Below are 26,614 nucleotides of genomic sequence, written 5' to 3'. Positions count from 1 at the left end.
TTGATTATTCTGCTTTTTTATGTAGAAGCCTCGTCAATTTAATAGACAGGTCGGTTAAAATGATTTTAGAATTTCCGTTACGCTCTATATGATAAATAGCATCTTGCAACTCATTACTAATATCCATAATGTTATTACCATGTACAAACGGAGCGAAATTTTCTAATTTGAATTTATCTGTTTTAGGTTCAAAAAAAACAAGATCAGTGGCATTATAATTTAACAAAAGTGCTTGACGAAAAAAATCTAAACAAAAGTTAAGGAATTGTTTTTGAGTTTCACGACCGGTTTTGGCAATATCCTCACTCCATGAAATTAAATCGTGTATAGCAGCTTTATTGCCTTTAGCCTTAAAAGCACTGCGAATCCAAAAAATAAACCAGGTTTCAAACTGGGTGTCTTCAGAATCATGATAGACCATATCACAGGCTTTATTGTAATTGCCATTAGATTGATGGGCTATTTTGGTAGCTACCGAAAGTTCAATATTATATTGTTTTATAAGCGCATCTTTTATAACCTCTTCTGCTAAAGGTGGAAAATGCAATACTTGACAACGGGACCTTATTGTATTTATAATTTGTTCTTCGTCTTCGGCAATTAATAAAAATATCGTTTTATTTGGCGGCTCTTCAATGAGTTTTAAAAGCTTATTAGCACAAGCCGTATTCATTTTTTCTGCCATCCAAATCAACATCACTTTATAACCTCCTTCATAGGATTTTAGGGTAAGTGCCTTTACAATGTCATGAGCTTCATCAACGCCTATCTGCCCTTGCTTATTATCAACACCAAGTAATTTGTACCAATCAAAAAGATTTCCATAAGGTTGCTCATTAAGTAGCTGGCGCCATTCTTCTAAATAAAAACTAGAAACAGGTTTGCTTTTTACTTTACTACTTGTTGTTACTGGGAAAGCGAAATGTAAATCAGGGTGCGAAAAATTTTTAAATTTAAGATTGCAAGCTTCGTTACCGGTATTGTTTTCTCCTTCTGAATTGGAACATAAAATATACTGGGCATAGGCTAGTGCCATTGGTAAAGTGCCAGAACCCTCATTACCAACAAATAATTGCGCATGTGGTATGCGCCCTTTATCAACGCTTTGGCTGAGGTGATTTTTTATATGATTTTGGCCTAGAACATCCTGAAAAAGCATAAAACAAACCTACACATTTTTAACATTATCTTGTAACAAATTAAAGATAAATCGACTTATTTTTAAAGAGTGAATAAATGCCTATTGATAAAAAATGACCAAAAACGCTTTACTTTTTATTCCGGATATTTCGGGTTTTACAGAGTTTGTTCAGCATACTGCTATTTCTCATAGCAAACATATTGTTTCTGAACTTCTTGAAATACTAATAGATTGTAATCCTTTGGGCTTGGAGCTTGCCGAAATTGAAGGCGATGCTTTATTTCTTTATAAAATAGTTGAAAAGGTTGAGGTTACTGCTTTAGAAGATCAAATTAAAGCCATGTATTTGGCCTTTCACAAGCATTTAAAACGTTATGAACTGCAACGCATATGCAACTGTGGTGCCTGTACTTCTGCTTATAATCTTAAATTAAAATTTGTGGCACATTATGGTGAAATAGAGTTTATAAGCGTTCAAGACTCTAAAAAACCGTTTGGAGCTAATGTAATTAAAGTGCATAGGCTCCTTAAAAATGACGTACCTTTAGATGAGTATGCCTTATTAACTGATGCTATTATGCCTTTGCATGAGGAAGGTGAGAATAACATGGTTGGTAGGTATGATTTTGGCAATATAAGTTTTAAGTATAAACCCTTACAGCATTTTAAAAAAGAACTCCCAGAAATAGAACCTATTCCAGAGAACATTCCTAAACATAAGCTATATGATCAAACGGAAACTATAAAAATGTCGGCTAATGATTTGTATGAGGTAATTAGTAATTTTGATTACAGATTACTTTGGACAAAAGGGGTGGATAAATTGGAATATGAAAAAAATAAAGTCAATCGTGCAGGTGAAAAACACAAGTGTTTGTTTAACAAGAATGCGGATATAACGCAAACAACAGTGACTAAATCTGTAAAGAAAAATCAATTGGTTTATGGCGAGTCTACCACTAATGCCCCTTTTTCAAAATTGTTTAATAATTATTTTGTTTTGGAAGAAACGGAAGAAGGTTATACTAAGATGAATATTCAAGTTTTTGCCGATTTTAAGCCACTCGGAATACTTTTTAAACCCTTAATGAAACGCACCTTAAAACGAGCTATTTCTGAAAACATAAAGGAACTCGTATTACTAATTGATTCTGGTTTTAGTCCCAATTCAGTGGATTCATATTAGTTTTTAAAAAATCTTTTACAGTTCAAACGTTTTCGTAGAAAAAGTCATTTTATATGGCCTTTTAATTAGTTACATTTGTGTTTCACAATACTTAAAGACAAAAATACATAATAATGAAAACGCTTAACGATTTTAATTTTGAGAATAAAAAAGCATTAATTCGTGTTGATTTTAATGTGCCTTTAAATGATAAATTTGAAGTAACTGACGCCACGAGAATTGTATCTGCTAAACCAACAATTACCAAAATTTTAGAAGATGGCGGAAGCTGTATTTTAATGTCACATCTTGGACGCCCAAAAGGATTTCAAGATGAGTTTTCATTAAAACATATTGCGGCTAAAGTAGAAGATATTTTAGGTGTAAATGTAAAGTTTGTTCTAGATTGTATTGGTGCTGATGTTGAAGCGGCTGCGGCAAGTTTAGAGCCAGGAGAAATATTACTTTTAGAGAACTTACGTTTTTATAAAGAAGAGACTGCTGGTGATGTAGGTTTTGCTGAAAAATTATCAAAGTTAGGTGATATTTATGTGAATGATGCTTTTGGGACTGCACATAGAGCACATGCTTCAACAACTATTGTTGCTCAGTTTTTTGAAGGTAAGAAATGTTTTGGTAGCCTATTAGCTCAAGAAATTGATAGTATTAAAAAAGTAATGGAAACTGGAGAAAAGCCTGTTTTAGCTATCCTTGGTGGCGCTAAGGTGTCTTCAAAAATTACAATTATTGAAAATATTCTTGATAAAGTAGATCATTTAATTATAGGAGGAGGCATGGCCTTCACTTTTGTAAAAGCACAAGGTGGAAAAATAGGTAATTCTATTTGTGAAGATGATAAAATGGAATTAGCGCTTGATATACTAAAACAAGCTAAAGAAAAGAATGTACAAATTCATATTCCTGTTGATACAATTGCTGCAGACGATTTTAGTAATGACGCTAACAAGCAAGTTGTTGATATCAATGCCATTCCTGACGGCTGGGAAGGGGTTGATGCTGGACCAAAATCTATAAAATTGTTTCATGATGTTGTTTTGGCATCAAAAACGATTCTTTGGAATGGGCCATTAGGTGTTTTTGAAATGGAAAGTTTTGCAAATGGAACCATTGAATTAGGGAACTCTATTGCCGAATCTACCAAAAATGGCGCCTTTTCATTAGTTGGTGGTGGCGATTCAGTGGCTGCTGTTAAGCAATTTGGATTTGAAAATAAAGTTAGTTATGTAAGTACTGGAGGAGGTGCTATGCTAGAAAGCTTAGAAGGAAAAACCCTTCCTGGAATTGCTGCTATTTTAGAATAAAAGCCTAGAAGCTTTTAATTTAGCATAAAAAATACGATTTTCGCCATAATCTCGTTCAATAAACACCTGAATTGATTTTATGGCTTTTCGTTTTATTATAATTGCATTGTTTCTCAATGTAAGTATTTCTTTTTCACAGGCGCAGGATTCGCTTGTGGCACAGAGTAACCATTTAAAGGACTCCGTACCCCTTCAAAATATTCATGTCAAAGATTCTTTGATTGATAAGACTTCTATAACACTAGATAGTCTAAGTGTTTCTATGGATAGTTTATCGATAAAAAATCTTAAAGACCTTGAAATTGCTACTAAGTATGATGAAAAATGGTATGAGGAGTTATACAGCAGCACCTTATTTGATACCATATATAAAACGGTTACCGAATTAGATTTTGAACCAATAGATTATCCAGAACTCTCTACTGATACTTTAAAAGCAAGATTAAAAAGACTTGATGCCAGAACGCCTTTTAATGTGGCATATAATCCGTCTTTAGAAAATGTTATTAAATCCTATTTAAAGAACAGAAGAAAGCATTTGCAAAAGCTAATAACTTTGAGTGCCTTTTACTTTCCAATGTTTGAGACTGAGCTAGACAAACATAATATCCCTTTAGAAATTAAATATTTAGCAATAGTAGAATCTGCCCTTAAACCGAGAGCAAAATCAAGGGTAGGTGCAACCGGTCTGTGGCAGTTTATGTTCAGTACAGGACGCATGTATGGGCTTGATGTAAGTAGTTATGTAGATGAGCGCAGTGACCCTGTAATGTCAACTGAAGCGGCGGCAAAGTATTTATCAAAGCTATATGAGATTTTTGGTGATTGGGATTTAGCTTTAGCGGCTTATAATTCTGGGCCTGGAAATGTAACGAAGGCCATTAGGCGCTCAGGAGGCTATGAAAACTATTGGAATATTCGTCATAATTTACCACGTGAAACGGCAGGATATTTACCAGCCTTCTTAGCTAATATGTATATTTTTGAATATGCTAAAGAACACGGTTTTGTGGTGAATTCTAAACCTGAATTTGCTTATTTTGAAACAGATACGATAAGGGTGAAACAAATGATTACATTAGATCAGGTCTCAGAAGTAACCGGAACACCTATTGAAGAACTACAGTTTTTAAACCCATCTTATAAGTTGGATATTATTCCATATTTGGAGGAAGAAGATTATGTTTTGAGATTACCTATCAATGTTATTGGTCAGTTTGTTACTAATGAAGAAAAAATTTATGCATTCGCAAAAGCTGAATTTGATAAGCGTGAAAAACCATTACCTCAGTTTACAAAAGCCAGTGATAGAGTAAGATATCGTGTAAAATCTGGAGATTATTTGGGTAAAATTTCAAGAACCTATGGCGTACGGGTTAGTGATATAAAAAGGTGGAATGGGCTACGCAGCAATAACCTTAAAATTGGTCAACGATTGACAATTTACCCAAGAAAACCATATGTGGCTCCGCAAAATAGCAAAAAAGCAAGTGCTGTTTCAAGCCAAGGTAGTATGTATACTGTAAGGCGTGGGGATTCACTTTGGAGTATTTCACAAAAATTTCCTGGAGTTTCTGTTCAAAATATTAAAGATTGGAACGGTATTAGTGGTAGTAGTTTAAAACCAGGAATGAAACTTAAGATTTCAAGAGGGTAAATTCCAAAAAATATACAATAAAAAATGAAACACGTTCTTTTTTCAGTTTTGATGATGGTACTTTTAATATCGTGTAATGATAAAGAAAAGTCAAATGAAAAGTTTTTGCCAGATGCTTCTGGGGCTATCAATAGCGTATCTGTAGTTACCGAAAATGAACTTTGGGATGGCCGAATTGGTGATGCTATTAGGTCTGTATTAGCAAAACCAATCTATGGCTTACCACAGGATGAGCCTACATTTACTATTAGTCAAATACCTACTGCTGTGTTTTCTGGTTTTGTGACAAAAAATAGAACGGTGTTAAAGATTGAAATTAGGAATGAAGCTGGTATTGAGATTTTAGATGATGTTTATGCCAAACCACAGAAAGTGATTGTGGTATCGGGAAAAAGTAGGGAAGCGATTATAAAAGTTCTTCAAGAAAACGAAGCAAAAATAATAGAAACATTTAGAAATGTGGAGTTAGCCGAACGTCAACGGCAAATGGCAAAATCACCCCATACTTTTACTGTTATTAAAGAAAAACTTGGTTTAACTCTCGATTTTGCGTCTGTTTATCGCATAGCGAAACAAACAGATGACTTTTTCTGGATTAGAAAAGATATTACCACTGGAACCAATAACTTAATGATTTATGAATTGCCATTTGATGCCATAAAAAGAAATGATAGTGTGGTTAATCAAATAATTAAAATAAGGGATTCAATAGGTAAGGTGTATATTGAAGGGCCTGTAGAAGGGTCTTATATGGTTACTGAAGATGCTTATGCGCCTTTTATAAGTGAAACCATTTTGGATAATAAACCTGTTTTTGAAACAAAAGGTATTTGGAATGTTAAAAATGCGTTTATGGGCGGGCCGTTTATTAATTACGCTATAGAAGATGAGAAGAATGATCGTTGGGTGGTTATAGAAGGTTTTGCCTTTGCACCCTCAGTAGAAAAAAGAAATTATATGCTAGAGCTTGAATCTATAATAAAATCGGTTCATATAGATTAATGTATTACATTTATATAAAAAAAGACCAGCACATTGTGCTGGTCTTTTTTTATATAAATAGGTAATCACTACTCTTTTTTATCTGTGCTAGTTTCTTCTTCTTTGCTAGCATCCTTAAACTCCTTAATACCACTACCTAATCCTTTCATAAGTTCAGGTATTTTTTTTCCTCCAAATAGTAATAAAACAACAACTGCAATTAAAACAATTTGTGGCCAACCAATAACTAAGGGTAACATGTATATGCTCATATTTCAAATTTTAAAATACAAAGTTAATAATTATAGTTTAATAATATTGTTTTATACATAACTTTAGCATAATGATTAGATCTTCAAAGGTTGTATTGCTAATAATAATTACCTTATACATAGTCTAAACAAACCAGCTATTTCATAAATTCTATTTATTTTTGTTTTTAATGGCAGATAAGAAAAAGAAACCTAAAAGATTAAGGCGTAAACTACTGGATAAGTATCGTTTAGTCATTTTGAATGAAAATACGTTTGAAGAGCGTCTTTCTTTTAAATTAACTAGGCTTAATGTATTTGTCATGGGGTCATTAATGGCAATTTTTTTTATATCAATAACGTATTTGATTATTGCTTTTACCGGACTTAGGGAGTATATTCCGGGGTATTCTTCAACAGCATTAAAAAAGAGGGCTACAGAACTCACTTATAAAATAGATTCATTACAACAGGTTATTTTTATGAATGACAGGTTTTATGGTTCTATTAAAAAAGTATTAACAGGAGATGTTAGTACAGTTGATTTTAATAGAGATTCTATAATACAAGCTGTAAAAATAGAAGCGAATGAGGTCAATTTAGCTCCCATTGCTGAAGATTCGCTGCTGCGTGATAAGGTTGACAAAGAAGATAAGTATAATTTGTTTGAATCTGCCACAACGGCAACTAATTTTGTATTGTTTCCGCCGGTAACCGGACAAATTAGTGAGGTCTATAATGCCAAAGAAAAACATTATGCTGTAGATATTGTGGTACCCAAAGACACGCCAATAAAAGCCACAGCAGATGGCGTTGTGGTTTTTGGAGAATGGACCGCGACAACAGGATATGTAATTATATTGGAACACAGTTATGGCTTAATTTCAATATATAAGCATTGTGCTGTTTTAACAAAGGAACAAGGAGACTTAGTAAAATCTGGTGAGGTTATTGCTACCGCCGGAAATACAGGAGCTTTATCAACAGGACCGCATTTGCATTTTGAATTATGGAATGATGGATATCCCATAAATCCAACTAATTTTATAGATTTTGAATAAATGATATCATTAAAGTCAGGCTTGGCAAAACTCTTTGCTAAACGTATTTATAGAAAGGTTCAAAAATGGGCTAATAACCCAATTGAGACTCAAGAAAAGGTGTTTCAGGGCTTAATAGCTGACGCTAAAAATACAGCCTTTGGAGAAGATCACGACTTTAAAAACATACATAACCACGCAGACTTTGTTAAGCAAGTACCAATTAGGGATTATGAGGCTCTTAAAGATTATGTTGAGAGGGTTGTTGCTGGTGAAGAAAATGTGCTTTGGCAGGGCATACCGCTTTATTTTGCAAAGACCTCAGGAACAACATCGGGTTCTAAGTATATTCCAATTACTAAAGAAAGTATGCCAAGTCATGTTGAGGCAGCTAGAAATGCTATTTTATTGTACATACATGAAACAGGGAAGAGTCAGTTTGTAAATGGTAAAATGATTTTCTTACAGGGAAGCCCTATACTTACTGAACAGAATGGTATACAATTGGGAAGGTTATCAGGTATTGTTGCTCATTATGTACCTAAATATCTACAGAAGAATAGGTTGCCGTCATGGGAAACCAATTGTATTGAAGACTGGGAAACTAAAGTAGATGCTATTGTTGAGGAAACCTTACCAGAGGATATGACCGTTATTTCAGGAATTCCGTCTTGGGTTCAAATGTATTTTGAAAAGCTTCAAGAGAAAACAGATAAGAAAATTGGCGATATTTTTAAGAACTTTAATTTATTCATTTTTGGGGGAGTTAATTACGAGCCCTATCGTGCTAAATTTGAGAATCTCATAGGGCGTAAAGTAGACAGCATAGAGCTATATCCGGCAAGTGAAGGGTTTTTTGCATATCAAGATAAGCAAGGTGAAAAAGGCATGTTACTTCAGCTAAATTCCGGAATTTTTTATGAGTTTGTTAAGGCAGATGAGTTTTTCAATGAAAGCCCCAAAAGATTAACCCTAAAAGACGTTGAGGTAGGGGTAAATTATGTCATAATTATTTCAACAAATGCAGGTTTATGGGCGTATAATATTGGTGATACTGTAATCTTCACATCATTAAAGCCGTATCGCGTCATTGTGTCTGGCCGGATAAAACACTTTATATCTGCATTTGGAGAGCATGTTATAGGCAAAGAAGTTGAACAAGCTATGAAGGAAGCTGTTTTAGATACAGATATAATGGTTTCAGAGTTTACAGTGGCTCCTAAAATTAACCCTGAAGAAGGTCTGCCATATCATGAATGGTTCATAGAATTTGAAAATGAGCCTAAAGACCTTTCTAAATTAGCAAAAAGGTTGGATGAATCATTGCAGAGGCAAAACACGTATTACTTCGATTTGATACAAGGCAAGGTTTTAAAGCCACTACAAATCACGCAAGTGAAAAAGGATGGGTTTCATGAATATATGAAGTCTGTAGGTAAACTTGGCGGACAAAATAAAATACCAAGACTGTCCAATGACAGGAAAATAGTAGACAAGCTTCTGTATGTAAATTAACGCAAATAGTACTATCTTTGGCCCCACCAAATAAAACTATGTCTAGTAAAAAACATCATGCACGAACAAGGGCCCAAGAGAGTTCTCATGCTATTGAAAGGATGTATATTACTATGCGTCATTTATTCAATAGAGGTTTTTATAAACCCATGGGAATTTCTGGAGAGACATTAAGGCACGCTTTACTGCTTTTACAGCCAGAAATATATGGTTCTATTGGTGAAGATAAAGCGGAGCTTGAAGGTCTACTGTACGTTATTGATAGATTACCACAGGGTATAGAAGAATGCACTTTTATCAATTTAACTAGTGATGAAGGGTATGCGCAATCTCATTTTAAGCCTATAATTCCTGAAAAACGACGTCGGAATTGTTACAGAATAGATGATGAGCAGATAAATATTGAAATTACCAGAGGACGTTCAGAAATTTATGATATTCTTACCCATTTAACCTTTTTGTTTATTGAGTCTCATAAAATTGGTAATCGCGTTATTATTGACGAGGATGGTTCAACAACAAGGGATTGGGAAAAGCTTGAAAAGGTAGTGCTTTCAAAAAGGAAACTTAACCAAGAAGCGAGAGAGGTTACTATTACTTATGCCGCGAATATTTTGGGTAGAACATTTGATGAAATAAGTGCTTCCTATAAGTTGTTTTCTTCGCCTACGCAACCTGAGAGATTTTTTCATATTATTTATTGGTTGGGTAAATTGGCCATTGAGGAACTAGTTCATGGCAAAAAGAGAACTGTAACTTTTAGCCCTATGTTAAGAGAGCGTATCGGACATCATATTCATGGTGAAATATGGGCTGATAACATTAAGGAGATACTTAGAAAAAACGCATTGTTAGAACGGCCTATTCATGTTGTTAGTGCAAATATGCATAGCGTCATGAATACACTTTATTCAGGAAAAGCTCTGAATTCGGACGGACCCGAAACGGATATATTTGAGGTTTATGAATCATTAAGTAAAACTGAAAATGAATCCTTGCGCAATAAAGTGACCAAAGAAGCGTTGCAAAATGGAATGATATATATCAAGGATGCTTCAAGGACAAATATTGATGTTCAAATTTTTGATACGGCTAAAATGAATCATGATAAGATTGATTTTGAAATAACAGAATCTATTTTAGAGGTAGAAAAACCTGTTATTCTAGTAATGGATTATGCGTTTGGTGAACAGGCCTATGAAACCATTGATGAGCTATTAAAGCCCTATAACGTTAAAGGTGAAAAGATTCATTTAAATGTAGAGTCTATATCTATTATGGGTAAGGCTGGAATATTAGAAGGCGGAAAAGGGGATATCATGATTCCATCAGCACATATATTTGAAGGAACAGCTGATAATTATCCTTTTAATAATGAATTAAATAAAGAAGACCTAGAAGGGCAAGGTGTTGCTGTTTATGCAGGGTCTATGGTAACTGTTTTAGGTACATCTCTACAAAACAAAGACATTTTGAAATTTTTCTATGATTCAACATGGAAGGTTATTGGGTTAGAAATGGAAGGTGCACATTATCAAAAAGCAATTCAAGCAGCCTCAAAAGTACGAGCGAGTATTAAAAGTGATGTAAAAGTGAGGTATGCCTATTATGCCAGTGATAACCCTTTAGAAACAGGAGCTACACTAGCCTCTGGAGGATTGGGAACAACTGGAGTAAGACCAACATATTTAATAACAAGAACCATATTAAAACAAATACTTAACTAACAATTATTATGAGTACAGAATCAAAACAACCACAACAGTCAGAGGAGGTGGATTTAGGTCAATTATTTAGACTTATAGGCAATGCTTTTGAGCGGTTTTTTAATTTTATTGGTAATATCTTCTATAAGCTCTTTCTTGGTTTTGTGTGGCTTGTGTTTTTTGTTAAAAAGCATTTGCTAAAGTTGATTATTGCTGGGGTAATAGGTGTTGGTTTAGGCGTTTATTTTGAAAAAACAGGAGAGCCTGTTTATAAATCATTTTTTACAGTCAAGCAAAACTATGACACCGGAGAGGACTTGTACAATACGGTAAGTTATTTTAATGATTTAGTTAAACAAGGAGATACAATAACTCTAGGTGCAACATTAGGCGTTACGCCCGGTGAAGCTGCAAAAATATTAGGTTTTGAAGTAGGGTCTTTGATTAGTGAAAATGAGAGGCTTAAAGAGTATGATACTTATATAAAAACACTTGATACTATGGTATCCTCATCTATAACATATGAAGACTATTTGTTAAATGATAAGGAGTATGACCACAAGGTTCAACAAATTTCCATAAAGGCTAAAGAAAGAAATAATTTTAAATTGGTATTTGAAAAAGTTGTTGAAGGGGTTAATTCTAATGAATATTTCATAAATGAACAAGCGAAAGATGTCGAAGAATTAAGTAATATAAAATTAGCGTTAGAAATTGCATTGATTAAATCAGATTCTTTACAAAATACCTATAAGCGTGTTTTAGAAAAATCTATAGAAAAGGAATCAGAAATAGGCATTACTTTTGAAGGCAACAATAATATAGAAAAAACTAAGGAATTTGATTTGTATAAGAATGATCTAGAGCTGAGGAGAGAGTTGGTTGAAATTGAAAGAGAATTGCTCGATAAGAAGGATATTGTGGAAATAATATCGAGTAAACAAGAAAGTGGCTTCATTGATAATAGAAAAGAAATTTTAGGAAAATCACTTGGGTATAAAGCTTATTATGCCACATTAATATCTTTCCTAGTGTTTTTAGGACTTATAATTTTTGAGTTTATTAAATTCTTAGAACGTTTTAAAAATTAATTATGTACATATTTTAATAACGTTTAATTTAATTATTAACACCAGTAAACCTGATGGAATCAAGCGCAAATTAACAAATGTTCCTCAGTTAAATAGTTTGGGATGGAAACATAGAATTGAATTAGAAGGCGGCATTAAAGCAATATTTGATAGGTATAAACTCCTAAGTTTTATTAATAATGGGAGAATTTTTCTGAAATTTAATTAGGAATTCTTAAATCCAAATGAAGGTTATTATAATGTTTATTAGCTCATAAAATTATTTACATTAATTTGAAGAAAAAAATCATTGAATTATTAGATAGAATTGGTGTAAAAAGCGGTCGAACTTTAAATATAGTGAAACATATTGCTGTTTCTTTTTTTTATAAAGGAGGGGCTGTTTTAGCTAATTTTCTTTTAGTTCCGCTTACAATTAATTATCTTGATGTTGAAAATTATGGGGTTTGGTTAACCTTAAGCTCCTTTATTTCTTGGTTTTCTTTTTTTGACATTGGTTTAGGGAACGGTTTACGTAATAAGTTTGCCGAGGCTAAAGCGAAGAATGATTATTCTTTGGCAAGAGCCTATATAAGTACTGCTTATTATACTATTACCTGCATAAGTATATCATTGTTTACATTATTTCTAATAGTTAATTATTTCATTGATTGGACCAGAGTGTTTAATACGAGTGATCAATTGATGTCAGACTTTAGCATATTAATGCCTGTAATTATTGGTCTTTTCTGTTTACAGCTAATAGTTAAACTAATATCAAGTGTATACTTAGCAGACCAAAATCACTCCATTCAAGTAAAAATTCAATTTATTACCCAAGTGTTATTACTAATTATTGTTTGGGCTTTGACAAAAACAACGAATAGCTCCTTATTAATCTATGGAATAATATTTTCTGCGTTGCCTGTTTTAGTACTTTTGGTATTAAATTTATTTGGTTTTTCTAATAGGTTTAGGCTCTTAAAACCATCAATCTATTTGTGGAATAATAAATATTTAAATGAGATAATGGGGGTTGGACTTAGGTTTTTTATTATTCAAATAGCGGCTTTAGTTTTGTTTTCAACAGATAATTTTATTATTAGTATCGTTTTTAGTCCAGAAGAAGTAGTGCCTTACAATATAGCATTTAAGTATTTTTCAATTTTGACTATGGCTTTTTCAATGCTTGTTGCTCCATATTGGTCATCATTTACAGATGCATATGTAAAAAACGATTTTAGTTGGATTAAGATTTCTATTAATAATATTCTTAAAATTTGGATAGTAGTGCCAGTCGGTTTGGTTTTAATGTTGTTTTTGGCAGATTGGTTTTATTTAATGTGGGTTGGCAAAGAGGTTGTTGTTCCAAAAATCTTGTCATTATCTATGGCTTTGTTTGTGTTAATGAGCTCATTTAACAGTATTTTTGTTAGTTTTATAAATGGAGTTGGCAAAATCAAACTTCAACTAGTAACGGCAATAATTTCTATGGTAATTAACATTCCGTTAAGTATATTTTTTGCAAAAACTTTAAATTTTGGTGTTTCAGGAGTTATGTTTGCGACTTGTTTTTGTTTGGGGTATTCCGTGATTTTAAGACCTATTCAATATTATAGGATTATCAATAATAAGGCCAGAGGAATTTGGAATAAGTAATTATAAATGAAATGCAACCAAATTACATATCGAAACACCTTTTTTTATAAGGTATATAATTCTTTTAAAAGGAAAAATCTTTTGGTTCATGAAATTCAAGAAACTGCAGAAAAAAAATTAGATACTGTTTTAATTGAAAATATACAATTGTGTAATAATAGAAAAATTATGCAATTATTTAGGAATTTGAAGCCTTATGAAAACTATGTATCAGCTTATCTTCATGGTAGTTGGGCAGATAATACTAACAATGCTTTTTCTGATATTGATGATTTTATAATTATACATAAAGATAGATTTAAGTCTCAAAAAGAATTAAGGAGTGTAATATCAATTTTAAACAAAATTGATATAAAGTTTTGTAGAATTGACCCTATCCAACATCATGGTCATTGGATTGTTTGCAATAACGAATTAGATGTTTATAATAATTCATTTATGCCTTTATACATCATGAAAGAGGCAAAAAGAATTCAAGGTGATGAAATTATAAAAGCGAATATTGATAAGGAACAAACTTTAAAAGGATTACGAGAAAATATAATAGGCACATGTAAAAATATAGAACGATTAAGTGAAAAGTATTTTTTAAATAATATAAATGCTTATGAACTTAAATGTTTAGTAGGCTCTTTTGTTTTAGTTCCTGCATTTATATTTCAATTAAAGAATGAAGAAATAGATAAGCCAGGAGCAATAGCAAAATCACATACTTTATATTCAGTTGATGCTTTTAGCTGTATAACTTGGTCTACTAATTGTAGAGAAAATTGGGATGTTATAACCGGAAAGAGCATTTTTAAGATATTCGCTTTTCTCGTTAAATTTTGTCCTGACCCTCATATTTGGAGAAAGTTTGCAGAAAAATTTTCTCCAAAAGTTTCTAAAAATGACACCAGTTTGTTATCTCTTAATGACCTTAATAAAAGAAGTACAAGCGATTATATTTCTGAATCCTTAAAGTACCTTGATATAGTTGGATAAAGCAGGAATTAAAATATTGAATTTGGAAGATTACAGGAATGCCTATAATGATCTTGAACAATTTTGTAAAACGCAAACAAAGCCCTTAATAATAGGTGAATTTGGTGATGCATCTTGTCCTTCAATTTCTGATTTAGATGTTTTTATTTGTTTGCAAAAAAACGATTTCCAAGAAAACAGAGAGAAAATTTTAAATTATATAAAGAAGGATGAGATAAGAAGCTATTTGTTTTTTCATGAACCTTTCATTATATCAGAAGAAATGATTTCATTAATACCAAATTTCCACTCATTATATGGTTTAAAAATAACATATAACCCTAGCTCAATCGAAATAGTAAAGCCTTCTGCAGGTTCAAAACTTATGTTAAATATCATTTGGACCAGTTTTTTAATGGTTACTGGACTTCATGTAATTACTAATGAAAAATATTCTTGCAGGGATAGGTTGTTAGTTCTTAAGAATATTTGTCAGTCTATAGACAATATTGACTCTAGTCATAAGGCCTTAAAATTTAGTTCGGAACTTAGATTCAGTGTTTTAAAGGGAAAGGTATTACCAAAAGATGTTAATGAAATATTTATTATTAAGTTATCCGAATTATTTGAATACTCGAATGATATTGTTATTGATCAATTAGAACGTTACAGTCGGCGTACTCGGTATTGCATTAACAACAGATTGGAAATATTATTAAGTAACAATAATAAATTTCTAATTGAAGAAAAGGGTTATAAAGTATATCTTAATGATACATTTTTTAATTTTTTTCAACAATTTTATTATAACAAATCTAATAATATCATCTTACAAGACTATATAAAGAATTCGCAAAATTTAAATTGTATTTTAAGGGCAAAAGGTGTGGAATACCCTTTCGTTACTCCTTTTTCTTTTCATTTTTTTAGAGATGATATTAAATTTAAACTAAAAAAAGCAATATTTTTTTTAAAATAATAGAGATGAAAATACTTATAGTTAATTTTAGTGATAGTAGTGGAGGCGCAGCAAGAGCAGCTAGTAGACTTCACCAGTCATTACTTAACTTAGATGTTGATTCTAAAATGTTTGTTTTAATGAAGAATACGGACAGCTATTTAGTCCATGCCCCAAAAACTAATATAGATAAAGTATTTGCAAAGTTTAAAGCCTTAATTAATCCACTTCCTCTTAAAAAATATAGAGTTTCAGCCCCTTTTTCTCCTTCATTTTCTTTAAGCTTTAATTTAGTAAAGAAAATTAATCATTTGAAGCCTGATATAGTTCATCTACATTGGATTAATGCAGGAATGCTAAAGGTAGAAGATTTAAATAAAATTGAAGCTCCTATAGTTTGGTCGCTTCATGATATGTGGCCCTTTACTGGCGGATGTCATTACTCTAATAGTTGTAATGCTTATGAAGATAGTTGTGGAAAATGTCCAGTATTGAATTCTAAAAAGAATAACGATATTAGTAAAAAACTATTCAGGAGAAAACAACAGGCGTTCAAATCCTTAGAAAACATGACTATTATTGGTTTAAGTAAATGGCTTGTACAATGTTCAAAATCAAGCCCTCTTTTTGAAGGAAAAAGAATTGTTAATTTACCTAACCCAATAGATACAAATGTTTTTAAACCATTTGATAAAAAAAAGGCACGGGAATTGTGGAATTTGCCTTTAGATAAAAAACTAGTATTATTTGGAGCTATGTCGGGAACAAGTGATGAAAGAAAGGGTTTTGAAGAGTTAACTTCTGCGCTAGCTGTAATAAGTTTAAAAAATATTGAATTATTAATTTTTGGAAGTACGAGACCTGAATCGCCTTTTGAATTTGGATTTAAAACTCATTATTTAGGGGAATTGCATGACGATGCAAGTTTAGTAACATTATTTTCTGCAGCAGATGTTACGGTAACACCAAGTAAGCAAGAGAACTTATCCAATATAATTATGGAAAGTCTATCTTGCGGAACACCGGTGGTTGGCTTTAATATAGGAGGAAATAAGGATTTAATAGAGCATAAAAAAAACGGGTATTTAGCAGAACCATTTAAAGAAGAAGATTTGTCCAGAGGAATTGAATGGGTCTTGGATGACAGTATTTATAAAGATTTATCTGAAAGTTCTAGAGCAAAGGTGGTGAAAGACTTTAATGATAAAAAAGTAGGACAAGATTATATTGAACTGTACAAGAATATTTTGAATCAATAAAGAATTCTAAAAAAGAAGACAATGTATTGGTGTTCAAATTGTTTTTGTTTTGGGGGAGCTAGTTAATCAAGGATAATATATGTTTATTACAAGTAACAGATTAATAAAATGGGCATTATTTTCAAATGTAATTTATATAGCCCTTCTTTTTTTATTTATGCCAAACGGTATAAGCCTGTTAAATATTACAATAACTAGTTTTTTATTATTTTCTGCGATATGTCTTTTTTTAGTTTGTTACAGTGGTAGGAAGGAGATGGAGCATATTTCAAAAAACTCTAAAGTATTACTTTATTTATTGTTTTTCTGGGGAGTTATAGTTACCATAAGAGGTTTTTCTCTATCCCTACAAGATTGGATGACTAATTTTGGAAATATCTATATGGGCTATGCCTGGTTAGTTCCTGTAGTTGTCATTATTGGGTTAAAAATTGAAAATTGGAAAATAGTATTTAAGACAATTTCCTTCATGTTTTCAATAATGATATTAGCATTTATAGCATCACCTTATCTTAGTCATAATGAAGAATGGATACAATTATTGCGACCAGTAAACTTTATTTTAATAATTGGATTATATCGCTTTAAGTTTATGACAAGATTACAAGTTTATTGTATTTTATTTGTTTATGTCAAGATTGCCATATATTCTTCTAGGCGAATGGAGTTTTTATTCTTAGGTGTAGTATTAATTTTTTTAATGATTGATAGAATATCCTCTATTTCAATAAAAAAGATTTTTTTTAAGTACATAATATTTGGGTTTTTTATTTTGTTTACACTTGTTTTTACCGTAGGGTACGAATTTTTGTCTGATATTGCTCTATCTGTAATTGATTTCCAAGAAACAAGAGTTTTTCTATTTAATGAAATTTTTGAAGATTTATCAAAAACTGATGACTTGCTATTTGGGAGAGGGTCTTTAGGTAAGTATTATAGTGACTTTTTTGCAAGAACAAGAAGGTATTGGGAAGCCATGGGGCGCGTAGGTTGGCCTGGTGATGTTCCAGATAGAATTTCAGTAGAGGTTGGTTATTTACAGATGATATTAAAGGGAGGATTTGTAATGTTAATACTTAATGTTTTAATTTATTTTAAGGCTATTTATTTGGCTATATTCAAATCAAACAACTGGTTTATCCGTAGATTAGGCTATTTTATATTAATAATTACAATTTTAACTATTATAGAATTAAGACCTACATTTACACCTTTATTTATTATTTTATGGATGGCTATTGGGACGGTTTTGAAAAAGGATTATAGAGATATGGATGATGTTGAGATAAATAATTTAATAGGGTTAAAATGACCGAAAAACCTCTTGTAAGTATCATTACAGTTGTATACAATGGAGAAATACACCTTCAACAAACAATTGAAAGTGTCCGAAATCAAACCTATAAAAACATCGAGTATATAATAATTGATGGTGGTTCTACGGATAAAACAATTTCAATTATTAAGAAAAATGAGACTACAATTAATAAATGGATAAGTGAGCCTGATAAGGGGCTCTATGATGCCATGAATAAGGGTATTAATATTGCTAACGGGGAGTTGATAGGCATGATAAATAGTGATGACTGGTATGAGTCAAATGCCGTAGAAATAATGGTAAAGGCTTATTTGGAGAACCCATTTAAAACTATTTTTCATGCAGACCGTTATGATGTGCTTAGTGATGGATCAAGAATAATCAAAAAATTTAATCAGTCTTCAATTAAGTTTAAGTATTATAGTATGACCTATAATCACCCATCAATGTTTATTGCGAGGCAAGAATATAAGAAGCACAAGTACAGTACAGAGTTAATAGCTTTATCTGATTATCAATTTGTGCTTGAAGCATTTCTAGCAGACCCTGATACTTTTGTTTATATAAATAAGGCGATAGTGAATTACAGATTAGAAGGAGTGAGTGCCCAAATGAGTTTTAATAATAGAATGAAAGAAGGGTTTGTTGCCAGAAAGGAGGCAGGAATGAATATTTTTGGTAACCTTTTTGCATTATCAATAAGAGCGGTGTTAACTATTAAGAACTATGTTTTTGGGAATGGAAAATGAGAGTGTATTTTTAAAGCCATTTTTCACCCAATTAAATAACTCCAATGTTAAATATGGAGTTATGAGAAACTATAAAGGGCTTCCTTCTTCCTTAGGAAAAAGTGATTTGGATATTTTGATTTCAAACGAAGACATCCAACTATTTTACAATATTTTTAATAAAGTATTAAAAAGTACAAATGGGGTTATAATAGCAAGCTCTAAAGGACAAGTTCCTAAAATATGTGTTTTGGGGGGAGAGGATAATTGTTTTTATGGGATTATGTTTGATGTCCACCATGGAATAATACCATATAAATCAGCAGATATTTTTCCAGTAAAGTTTGTTTTTTCAAGACTTAACACTTATAACAAAGTAAAAGTTTTTAATGATAACGATGCTATTTTTATAGCTTTTTTGAAAGAAATATTTTATAATAAGCGTTGTGAAAAGTATTTTATAGAGGCAAGTATGGCTTGGGAGTTAAATAGAGAAATATATTTAAAAGAGTTGAACAAAAAGTATTCAAAACGTTTTATATTACTCCTAGACGATGTGTTATCTAAAGACTCTTATGATTTTTTAAAGGTTAAAAAGCTTGGAGTTTTAGGAGCTAAGGAATTAACTTCTGGCCTTTCTAATAAATTAAAAAATATACATTCTTTTTTTGGTAAAGTCAATAGATTTAGACATCCGTTTGGATATACTATAACTTTTTTAGGTGTAGATGGATCGGGCAAAACAACTATTATTAATAATATAACACCCTTATTAACGGAAGCTGTTCATAACGAAGTACATTACGAACATATGCGTCCTAACTTTTTACCTAGCATAGCCTCAATACTTAAGAAAGAGGAACACGTAGGTACTGTTGCAAATCCTCATGAAAAAAAGGAATCTGGCTTTATTGGATCTATTTTTAGGTTGTTTTATTATTCAATGGATTATATTATTGGCTATTGGTTAAAGGTTTACCCCAGTTTAGTTCGAAAACCATCTTTATGGATTTTTGACAGATATTTTTATGACTACTTAATTGATCCCAAAAGAGGAAGAATAAAACTACCTTCGTGGATTATTAAAATGATTAAAGTTTTTGTTCCTAGTCCAAATTTAATAATTTGTTTAGGAGGGAAACCTGAAATTTTATATGATAGAAAAAAAGAGCTCCCTTTAAAGGAAGTTAAAGCACAAGTATTAACCTTAAAGGCATTTAGCAATAAAGTTAAAAATGCCTATTGGATTGATACAAGTAAGACTATTGAAACAACTATTAATGAAGTGGTAGAATTAATTAAAAAAAATATGAATGAACGGTTAAATAAATAGACCACTGTAAATTTTGTTTACTAAAAATAACTGTTAAGATTAATTGTGAATATGAGTGTTTTTGAATACTATTTTTACCCACCTAATAAGCCCCAGTTTTTTTTTCCTACAAGAAAATTCAGGATATATCAAGAGTTTTACAAGCCATTTTCAATCAAATCGAAAATATTTTGGTTTTTTTTTAAAAAGGCTTTTTTAGTTAGATATTTTTTTAAAATTAATGAAAGCAATCTTCCATTACCTATCTCAAAAATAAAAGAAATTATTGAATTGAAGGAAGCTTCATTTTTTTTTAATATAGGCACACCAGGGCGAGAACAAAAAGCAACAATAATTGCTGAAAACAATAAAGCAAAGAGATTCTTAAAGTTTGCACAGAAACCTATTGCTCAACAATTGGTAAAGAATGAGGCTAAGATTTTAAAAAAATTAGAAAGTCAAAATGTTATAAAAACACCTAGACTTATTAATTATGTAAATAATAAAGATTTTACATTTATTTTAACCGATGTAATAAAGGGTAAAAAAGTAAGTTTTACTAGTATTAATGATAAAATATTTGAATTACTATGTGTTTTAGGTGAATTATTTCCTTTAGCTCAAAATAATAATGAAAGAGTGTTTTCTCATGGTGATTTTTGCCCTTGGAATATGTTAAAAGAAGATAGCCAAGACATAATATTGATCGATTGGGAGATGGCTAGTTTTAAGTCTTTAGGGTATGATTTGTTTACTTATATCTTTCATACTAATTTCTTGATTAATGAGAAAAAAGAAATTAAAGACATTATGGAAGATAATATTTATTGGATAAAAAAATATTTTAATTATTTCGACGTACAAAATTACAATCAGTACTTAATTAGTTTTGTAGTTAGCAAAATGAACATAGAAAAGGGTAAGCATAAAACACAGTTATACTCAAAATATAAACAACTATTTGATATTTATGGGTAATTTAAAGATATTGCTTTGTGCATATGCTTGCGAACCAGGAAAAGGTTCAGAGCCAGAAGTTGGCTGGGGAACTGCTATCGTATTAGCTAAAAAAGATACTTCTAACAATTATTTTGTTATAACTAGAAAAAATAATAGAGAAAAAATTCAAAGTCAAAATTCCCCTGAAAATTTATCTTTTTTTTATTATGAATTACCTAATTTATTCTTAAAATTCAAAAAGGCTGGTAATTTTACTAGAATATACTATTATTTATGGATGTTTGGCGCGGTCCGTTTTTTAAGAAAGAGAAAAATAAATTTTGATATTATACATCATATTACATTTGTTAATGATTGGCTACCTTCAGTATTTATAAAACTTAAAAATAAAAGAAATATTTTTATTTGGGGCCCAGTGGGCAGTCATGATAAGGTACCTGGCAAGTTTTTATTTACAAATAAAGAAAAGTTAATTGAGTTTTTTAGAATAAAACTTCAATGGTTTTTTAGACGTTTTGATCCTTATTTCAATAGATGTAAAAATCATTCCGATTTAATTATAGGAATAAACCAAAATGTGAATAAAAAACTAGGATTAAATACTGATAATTTTTTAGTTTCCCCAGCTATTGGAATGAAAAAAGGGGTTGTGAATTTTGATAATTCCACATGTACAGAGGTTTTTAATGTTTTGTCAATAGGCAGGCTAATTCATATAAAAAATTTCAAATTAACGTTAAGAAGTTTTTCAAAGTTTATTGACTTAATTGATAAAGAAAAAAGGAAAAAGGTTATTTTAACAATTGTAGGTTCGGGAAATCAAAAAGAAGAGTTAATTAAAATAACAAAAGAGCTTCGTGTTTTTAATAATATAAATTTCATAGAATTCCTTCCTCAGGATCAACTTATGAAGCTATATAATGAATCTAACTTGTTTTTGTTTCCAACACTCGAAAGCGCAGGTTTTGTAATTTTAGAGGCTATGAGTTCTGGACTACCAATTGTTGCTTTAGATTATGGCGGTCCGGGACAGTTTATAAAACAGAGAAAAGAACAACAATTAGTTGATCCTAATCTCTCAATTGAAGAAATAGAAAATAAGATTAGTTCATTAATTCTCCGGTTATTCGAAAATAAGGCTCTTAGAACCGAAATAGGAGCTCTTAATAAAAATACTATTTTAAAAGAATTTACTTGGGAAGCTAAAGCCGATAAATATATTAACATTTATAATAGCCTTTTAATAAAGAAACCTCTTCATGATTAAAAAGGATTTTAAGAAAGCACTTTTTGTATTGCATTATTCACCACCTATTCATGGCGCTTCTATGGTTGGGGATACTATCGTCAATAGTAATGTAATTGGAGATAGATTTAAGTCAAGATTTATTAAAATTAAATCATCAAATAATTTAGAAGAAATAGGTTTGTTTAAATTAAATAAAATATGGTTTATTGTTGAGTTGTTTTTTACCGTATTTTATCAATTGATAATTTTTAGGCCACACCTAATATATTATACTGCATCACCAAATGGTCTAGCCTTTTATAGAGACTTAATAATTACTTTACCCGTAAAGTTTTTTTGTTTTTGTTTTAAAAGAAAATTAGTTTTTCATTACCATGCAAAAGGAATTTATTCTTTTTCTTCAAAAAATCAATTATCAAAAGTATTGACGAACTTTTTCTTATTGAAAGCCCATATAATTTTAATTTCAAAACAAATGAAAATTGAGTTAAGAGGAATAAAAGGGTACAAAAGCATTAATTTTTTAAATAATGGGGTTAAAGACCATCTTGATAAAAGAAGTTTTACAGATGTTAATTTAAGTCGTCATAAATCCGATAAGATACAGGTTTTGTATCTGTCTAATATGATGAAGGAGAAAGGGTATGACATTGTTTTGGATTTGGCTAAATATGCAAAAGAAACCGATTTGAAAGGTATTAAGTTTCACTTTGCTGGTGGATGGGCTACTATTGAAGATCAAAACTACTTTGATACTTTTGTATCGAAATATAATTTAGATGACCTTGTTCTATATCATGGGTTGGTGCGTGGAGAAGAGAAAAAGTTATTGTTTGAACAGGCTAATTTATTTATTTTTCCTTCCGTTTATGCAAAAGAGGTTTTTCCGCTTTCAATTTTAGAAGCATTATCCTATGGGCTTCCTATAATTGCATTTAATGCAGGAGCAGTTTCAGAAATAATTTCTGAAGAGATTGGTTTACTAACCAGCAAAGAGAATTTAATAGAATCATTTAATATTATCAAAGAAAAATACTTGAATGAAGCTGTTAGCCGAAAGTGTAGAAGTGTTTATTTAGAAAAATACAGTTTAGAAAAATTTGAAAAATCCCTTTTAGAATTACTTGAAATTTAGTAGGTCTTTGGTTGTCATAAATTGTGGAGAGTATAGTAAACATTAAGTGTTATACCAAAATAGTATTTTTTTAGGACTAGAATAATAACTAATATTAAATTTTTTTGCCAGCAAACTAGATAATGCTAATAATTAAGCAAGTTATTGATTGTATATTCACCTTGGCTTTTTTCTTTATATAAGTATTAATAAATAACTTTCTTTTTTAATAACATCCCTTATAAATGCAATAGAAAACAAATAAAGGATGTATTTTTGAATTTAGTAATTGAATATAAACTCGCTTTGAAGACTATTTTAATTAATGATTATAAAATTTATGCTGATGAATTAGCTAGTATAGGCATTAATTCTACTAAAAAAGTAATAAACACTATAAACGCTCATTCTTATATTGTAGCTAAAAAAGATAGCGAATTTGAAAAAGCTTTAGTTAGCAGTGATATTCTATTGCCTGATGGTGAAGGTGTGGTATTTATGGCAAAATTCTTAAGAAATCAACGAATAGCTAAAATCGCTGGTGCAGACATCCACCTTCATTTGCTTAATTTAGCCAATGAAAAAGGGTTAAAATGTTTTTATTTGGGGTCGAGTAATACAACTTTGGAGGTTATTAAAAGTAAGCAAGAAAAGCAGTATAAAAATATTATATTTGGTTTTTTCTCGCCACCGTTTAAAGATAACTTTTCTGAAATGGATAATAAACGTATGATATCAAAAATAAATGACTTTCATACAGACATACTTTTTGTTGGTATGACTGCTCCTAAACAGGAAAAATGGGTACATCAAAATAATGAGTTTGTTAATGCTAAAATTATATGTTCTATTGGGGCTGTTTTTGATTTTGTTGCGGAAACTAAAAAACGTGCACCTCAATGGGTAATTCAAATAAAGTTGGAATGGTTGCATAGAGCATTTTCAAGTTGGAGATTAGCAAAACGATATTTGTATTCAAACCCGTTATTTTTTATTGAAATTATTAAATTAGGAACTGGAAAAAGTAAAAAGATGTAAGTATACTGGCTATGAAATTAGTGAAATCAAGTATTATACAAATAGATTTTTTAATTTTTTGCGCTTCTATAGCCACACTATCTTTGTCCATAAAACTTAGTTCTAAATTGCTTTTTATTGCCTTGTCTTTAGGGATAATTAAATCTATAATTAACAGAGATTTTAAATGGATTCTGGCTCAAAAGAAGTTACTTGTTATTTACATTTTTTTTTTTATTTATATTTGTATTCAAGGGGTTTTTATTGATGGATTGAATTCTTTTTTTTTGTCCTTTGATAGGTCCTATGCCCCTTATTTAGTCTTTTTGTTGGCGCCTGTATTTTATTTTGACAGCAATAGAATAAAAGTTTTGCCAAAAATTTTTATTGCAGGGTTATTTTTTACTTTTTTATTAATTCTTATTAATTCTATTTTGCATTTTGAAGTCTATGATAGAAGTATTGTTCAAGAATTATTTGATATTCATCATTTATACATGTCATTATATATCTTGTTTTCTATAAATTATCTATTAGTAAGGCTTTTTAGAATTGAAGATAAAAAAGAATTTGTGTTAATATTAATAATGCTTGTTATATTAGTTTCCTTTCTAGGGTTTTTTAAAAGCAAAGCAGCTATGATAATTCTTATTCTATTATTAGCCTATCATACCATGAATAGGATTAAATGGAATGCGATAAAGAAGGTAATAATTCTTTCGTTGCTCTTCATTTTAATTGTTTTTTTTAAAAACTTTTTATTAGACCTATACCTTAGAGCATTTGATTTTAGATTAAGAATTTGGAGTGCAGCAACTGAAATGATATCGCAAAATATTATTTTTGGCTATGGTAGCTTAAATGAGTATTTACAATTAAACATTGCGCATTTTTTGCACGGTAACTATGAATTTTTAGATTTTAATTATAATGCGCATAATCAATATTTATCTTTTTTATTAAAATTTGGTTTAATAGGATTGTTATTAATCTTGATGTCATTTGGAATTCCTTTTTTCAAGAATATAAAGTTATTAAAAAAGGAGTATATAGGTTTTTTAATTATTGTTGGGTTAATGTGTTTTATTGAAAGCATATATAATAGACATCATGGAATAGTATTATGTACACTCATGCTTTATTATTACAATACAATAAATATGAATGAAATAAAAGAATGACATGAGAGTGATTGGGTTAAGTTTATTTTTTTTGTTCTTTAATAAGGGGTTATCTGCTCAAGAAGTTGTCTTGAATACAAATTTTGCCGTAAGAGACTTTATTCTATTCGAGAACTCACTGATTTTTATAGAAAAGAGAGATTTAAAAAGTTACAATTTAAGGACTAGAACTAAGGATGCAATATTTAAAGAAGACAGCTGTTTTGTCGGAGGGTTTGGTTTAAGATTGTATAATTTAATGGAGCAAAAAAAAATTATTACAGCTGCTAATGAGCTTTATGCAGACAGAAGTTCCATTCGTTTTTATGATTTAATTCAAAAAGATATAAATAAATATCATGTTTTGTATTCTACAAAGTTGTTGGATTTTTTTATTCATCAAGAAGATAGTTTGTTTTTTATTAGTAAAAAGGATTCTACTATTGAAAGCTATCAATATGGAACCAATCCAAGATATAAGAAAATAGATTCAATAAAAATTGATTCATATGCTAGAAGGATGGGTTTTTTCAATAATAATCTTTATTATATTACAGACTCTGGAAAAGTTATTGCTTATGATGTAACAACCAAGACAAGTAGAATGATTTATAAAGGACAAAATAGATTGGTTAATTTTGTTTTTGATAATAAGCACGAATATTTATATGTTACTTCTGTAAATGGTGAAATTTTAAAGATAAATATTGCTAATGGCTCAAAAGAATATAAATTAATTTTTGGTAATCAAATAATTGAGGCTATTGATATTTACAAGGACAGATTTATTATTGCGGGTGATTGGAGTGGAATTATAAAAATTATTGACTTAAATACTTTTGAAATAGTTAAAGAGTATTATGATAAGGCGAGAATTATTAAAATTTTAGTTTCAGAAAATTATTTTTATACTAGCAGTTCGAATAGAACTATTAAAAAATGGAAGATAATTTAGGGTAAATTGACTAAATTGGTAATTTGTTCTTATAGCTATTAATAGGTAAATATGGTACCTTATATCAATTTGTTTTAAATATGTTACTCTGAGTAAAAATCTATTGTTATCATT

The 26,614-nt window shown here is 30.4% G+C and carries 23 protein-coding genes; 21 read left to right on the top strand and 2 right to left on the bottom strand.

What is annotated here, in order from left to right; genetic code table 11:
* Nucleotides 1–4: 4 nt before the first annotated feature.
* Nucleotides 5–1,159 carry a DNA polymerase III subunit gene (locus IE051_RS14875; RefSeq protein ID WP_189362064.1) on the bottom strand — a complete coding sequence of 385 codons (1,155 nt, stop codon included), beginning with the start codon at nt 1,157–1,159 and terminating at the stop codon, nt 5–7.
* Between the two features lie 94 nt (nt 1,160–1,253).
* Between IE051_RS14875 and IE051_RS14870 the strand changes: the two genes are divergently transcribed.
* The 4 genes from IE051_RS14870 (at nt 1,254) to IE051_RS14855 (ending at nt 6,287) form a co-directional block, all read left to right on the top strand.
* A complete protein-coding gene (locus tag IE051_RS14870; protein ID WP_189362062.1) occupies nt 1,254–2,327 on the top strand; it encodes a DUF2652 domain-containing protein in 1,074 nt (357 codons plus the stop codon).
* A 113-nt stretch (nt 2,328–2,440) separates the two neighbouring features.
* The gene (locus IE051_RS14865) at nt 2,441–3,628 is read left to right on the top strand and encodes a phosphoglycerate kinase (protein ID WP_189362060.1); all 1,188 of its coding nucleotides are present in this window, start codon (nt 2,441–2,443) and stop codon (nt 3,626–3,628) included.
* 79 nt (nt 3,629–3,707) lie between these two features.
* Nucleotides 3,708–5,285: a LysM peptidoglycan-binding domain-containing protein gene (locus IE051_RS14860; protein ID WP_189362058.1), complete on the top strand. Its 1,578-nt coding sequence runs from the start codon at nt 3,708–3,710 to the stop codon at nt 5,283–5,285.
* Between the two features lie 24 nt (nt 5,286–5,309).
* Nucleotides 5,310–6,287 (top strand): DUF4837 family protein, encoded by a 978-nt coding sequence (locus tag IE051_RS14855; RefSeq protein WP_189362056.1) that lies wholly within the window; start codon nt 5,310–5,312, stop codon nt 6,285–6,287.
* Between the two features lie 68 nt (nt 6,288–6,355).
* On the opposite strand, the gene tatA is transcribed toward IE051_RS14855, so the two are convergent.
* Nucleotides 6,356–6,538 carry a twin-arginine translocase TatA/TatE family subunit gene (gene tatA, locus IE051_RS14850; RefSeq protein ID WP_189362054.1) on the bottom strand — a complete coding sequence of 61 codons (183 nt, stop codon included), beginning with the start codon at nt 6,536–6,538 and terminating at the stop codon, nt 6,356–6,358.
* 170 nt (nt 6,539–6,708) lie between these two features.
* Between tatA and IE051_RS14845 the strand changes: the two genes are divergently transcribed.
* From IE051_RS14845 to IE051_RS14765, 17 genes are all read left to right on the top strand, one after another.
* Nucleotides 6,709–7,578, top strand: coding sequence for a M23 family metallopeptidase (locus IE051_RS14845; protein ID WP_189362052.1), 870 nt, complete (start codon nt 6,709–6,711; stop codon nt 7,576–7,578).
* Nucleotides 7,579–9,072 (top strand): GH3 auxin-responsive promoter family protein, encoded by a 1,494-nt coding sequence (locus IE051_RS14840; protein ID WP_189362050.1) that lies wholly within the window; start codon nt 7,579–7,581, stop codon nt 9,070–9,072. It abuts the gene before it with no gap.
* Nucleotides 9,073–9,110: 38 nt separating this feature from the next.
* Nucleotides 9,111–10,799, top strand: a complete 1,689-nt coding sequence (locus IE051_RS14835) for a DUF6909 family protein (RefSeq protein ID WP_189362048.1) — start codon at nt 9,111–9,113, stop codon at nt 10,797–10,799.
* Nucleotides 10,800–10,807: 8 nt separating this feature from the next.
* Nucleotides 10,808–11,869 carry a hypothetical protein gene (locus IE051_RS14830; protein ID WP_189362046.1) on the top strand — a complete coding sequence of 354 codons (1,062 nt, stop codon included), beginning with the start codon at nt 10,808–10,810 and terminating at the stop codon, nt 11,867–11,869.
* A gap of 273 nt (nt 11,870–12,142) precedes the next feature.
* Nucleotides 12,143–13,507 carry a lipopolysaccharide biosynthesis protein gene (locus tag IE051_RS14825; RefSeq protein ID WP_189362044.1) on the top strand — a complete coding sequence of 455 codons (1,365 nt, stop codon included), beginning with the start codon at nt 12,143–12,145 and terminating at the stop codon, nt 13,505–13,507.
* Nucleotides 13,508–13,588: 81 nt separating this feature from the next.
* Nucleotides 13,589–14,491 (top strand): nucleotidyltransferase domain-containing protein, encoded by a 903-nt coding sequence (locus IE051_RS14820; RefSeq protein WP_189362042.1) that lies wholly within the window; start codon nt 13,589–13,591, stop codon nt 14,489–14,491.
* Nucleotides 14,484–15,449 (top strand): hypothetical protein, encoded by a 966-nt coding sequence (locus tag IE051_RS14815; protein ID WP_189362040.1) that lies wholly within the window; start codon nt 14,484–14,486, stop codon nt 15,447–15,449. The genes IE051_RS14820 and IE051_RS14815 overlap by 8 nt, the downstream gene beginning before the upstream one ends.
* 5 nt (nt 15,450–15,454) lie before the next feature.
* Entirely contained in the window at nt 15,455–16,687 is a 1,233-nt protein-coding gene (locus IE051_RS14810) for a glycosyltransferase family 4 protein (RefSeq protein ID WP_189362038.1), read from the top strand.
* Between the two features lie 256 nt (nt 16,688–16,943).
* Nucleotides 16,944–17,999: a hypothetical protein gene (locus IE051_RS14805; RefSeq protein ID WP_189362036.1), complete on the top strand. Its 1,056-nt coding sequence runs from the start codon at nt 16,944–16,946 to the stop codon at nt 17,997–17,999.
* Complete coding sequence (locus tag IE051_RS14800) at nt 17,996–18,754, top strand: glycosyltransferase family 2 protein (protein WP_189362034.1); 759 nt, start codon at nt 17,996–17,998, stop codon at nt 18,752–18,754. Before IE051_RS14805 ends, IE051_RS14800 begins: the two co-directional genes overlap by 4 nt.
* 61 nt (nt 18,755–18,815) lie before the next feature.
* Complete coding sequence (locus IE051_RS14795; protein WP_189362031.1) at nt 18,816–20,066, top strand: nucleoside/nucleotide kinase family protein; 1,251 nt, start codon at nt 18,816–18,818, stop codon at nt 20,064–20,066.
* Nucleotides 20,067–20,336: 270 nt separating this feature from the next.
* On the top strand, nt 20,337–21,023 hold the full coding sequence (locus IE051_RS14790) for a phosphotransferase (RefSeq protein ID WP_189362029.1): 687 nt from the start codon (nt 20,337–20,339) through the stop codon (nt 21,021–21,023).
* On the top strand, nt 21,016–22,272 hold the full coding sequence (locus IE051_RS14785) for a glycosyltransferase family 4 protein (protein ID WP_189362027.1): 1,257 nt from the start codon (nt 21,016–21,018) through the stop codon (nt 22,270–22,272). The genes IE051_RS14790 and IE051_RS14785 overlap by 8 nt, the downstream gene beginning before the upstream one ends.
* A complete protein-coding gene (locus IE051_RS14780; RefSeq protein ID WP_189362025.1) occupies nt 22,265–23,389 on the top strand; it encodes a glycosyltransferase family 4 protein in 1,125 nt (374 codons plus the stop codon). The genes IE051_RS14785 and IE051_RS14780 overlap by 8 nt, the downstream gene beginning before the upstream one ends.
* Before the next feature lie 255 nt (nt 23,390–23,644).
* Complete coding sequence (locus IE051_RS14775; protein WP_229796834.1) at nt 23,645–24,406, top strand: WecB/TagA/CpsF family glycosyltransferase; 762 nt, start codon at nt 23,645–23,647, stop codon at nt 24,404–24,406.
* Between the two features lie 11 nt (nt 24,407–24,417).
* The gene (locus tag IE051_RS14770) at nt 24,418–25,566 is read left to right on the top strand and encodes an O-antigen ligase family protein (protein ID WP_189362023.1); all 1,149 of its coding nucleotides are present in this window, start codon (nt 24,418–24,420) and stop codon (nt 25,564–25,566) included.
* 1 nt (nt 25,567) lies between these two features.
* A complete protein-coding gene (locus IE051_RS14765) occupies nt 25,568–26,500 on the top strand; it encodes a WD40 repeat domain-containing protein (RefSeq protein WP_189362020.1) in 933 nt (310 codons plus the stop codon).
* Nucleotides 26,501–26,614 lie beyond the last annotated feature (114 nt).

It is taken from the genome of Algibacter mikhailovii (assembly GCF_014651495.1).
GTDB classification, from domain to species: domain Bacteria; phylum Bacteroidota; class Bacteroidia; order Flavobacteriales; family Flavobacteriaceae; genus Algibacter_E; species Algibacter_E mikhailovii.
This window is presented reverse-complemented; position numbering and strand designations above follow the sequence as displayed.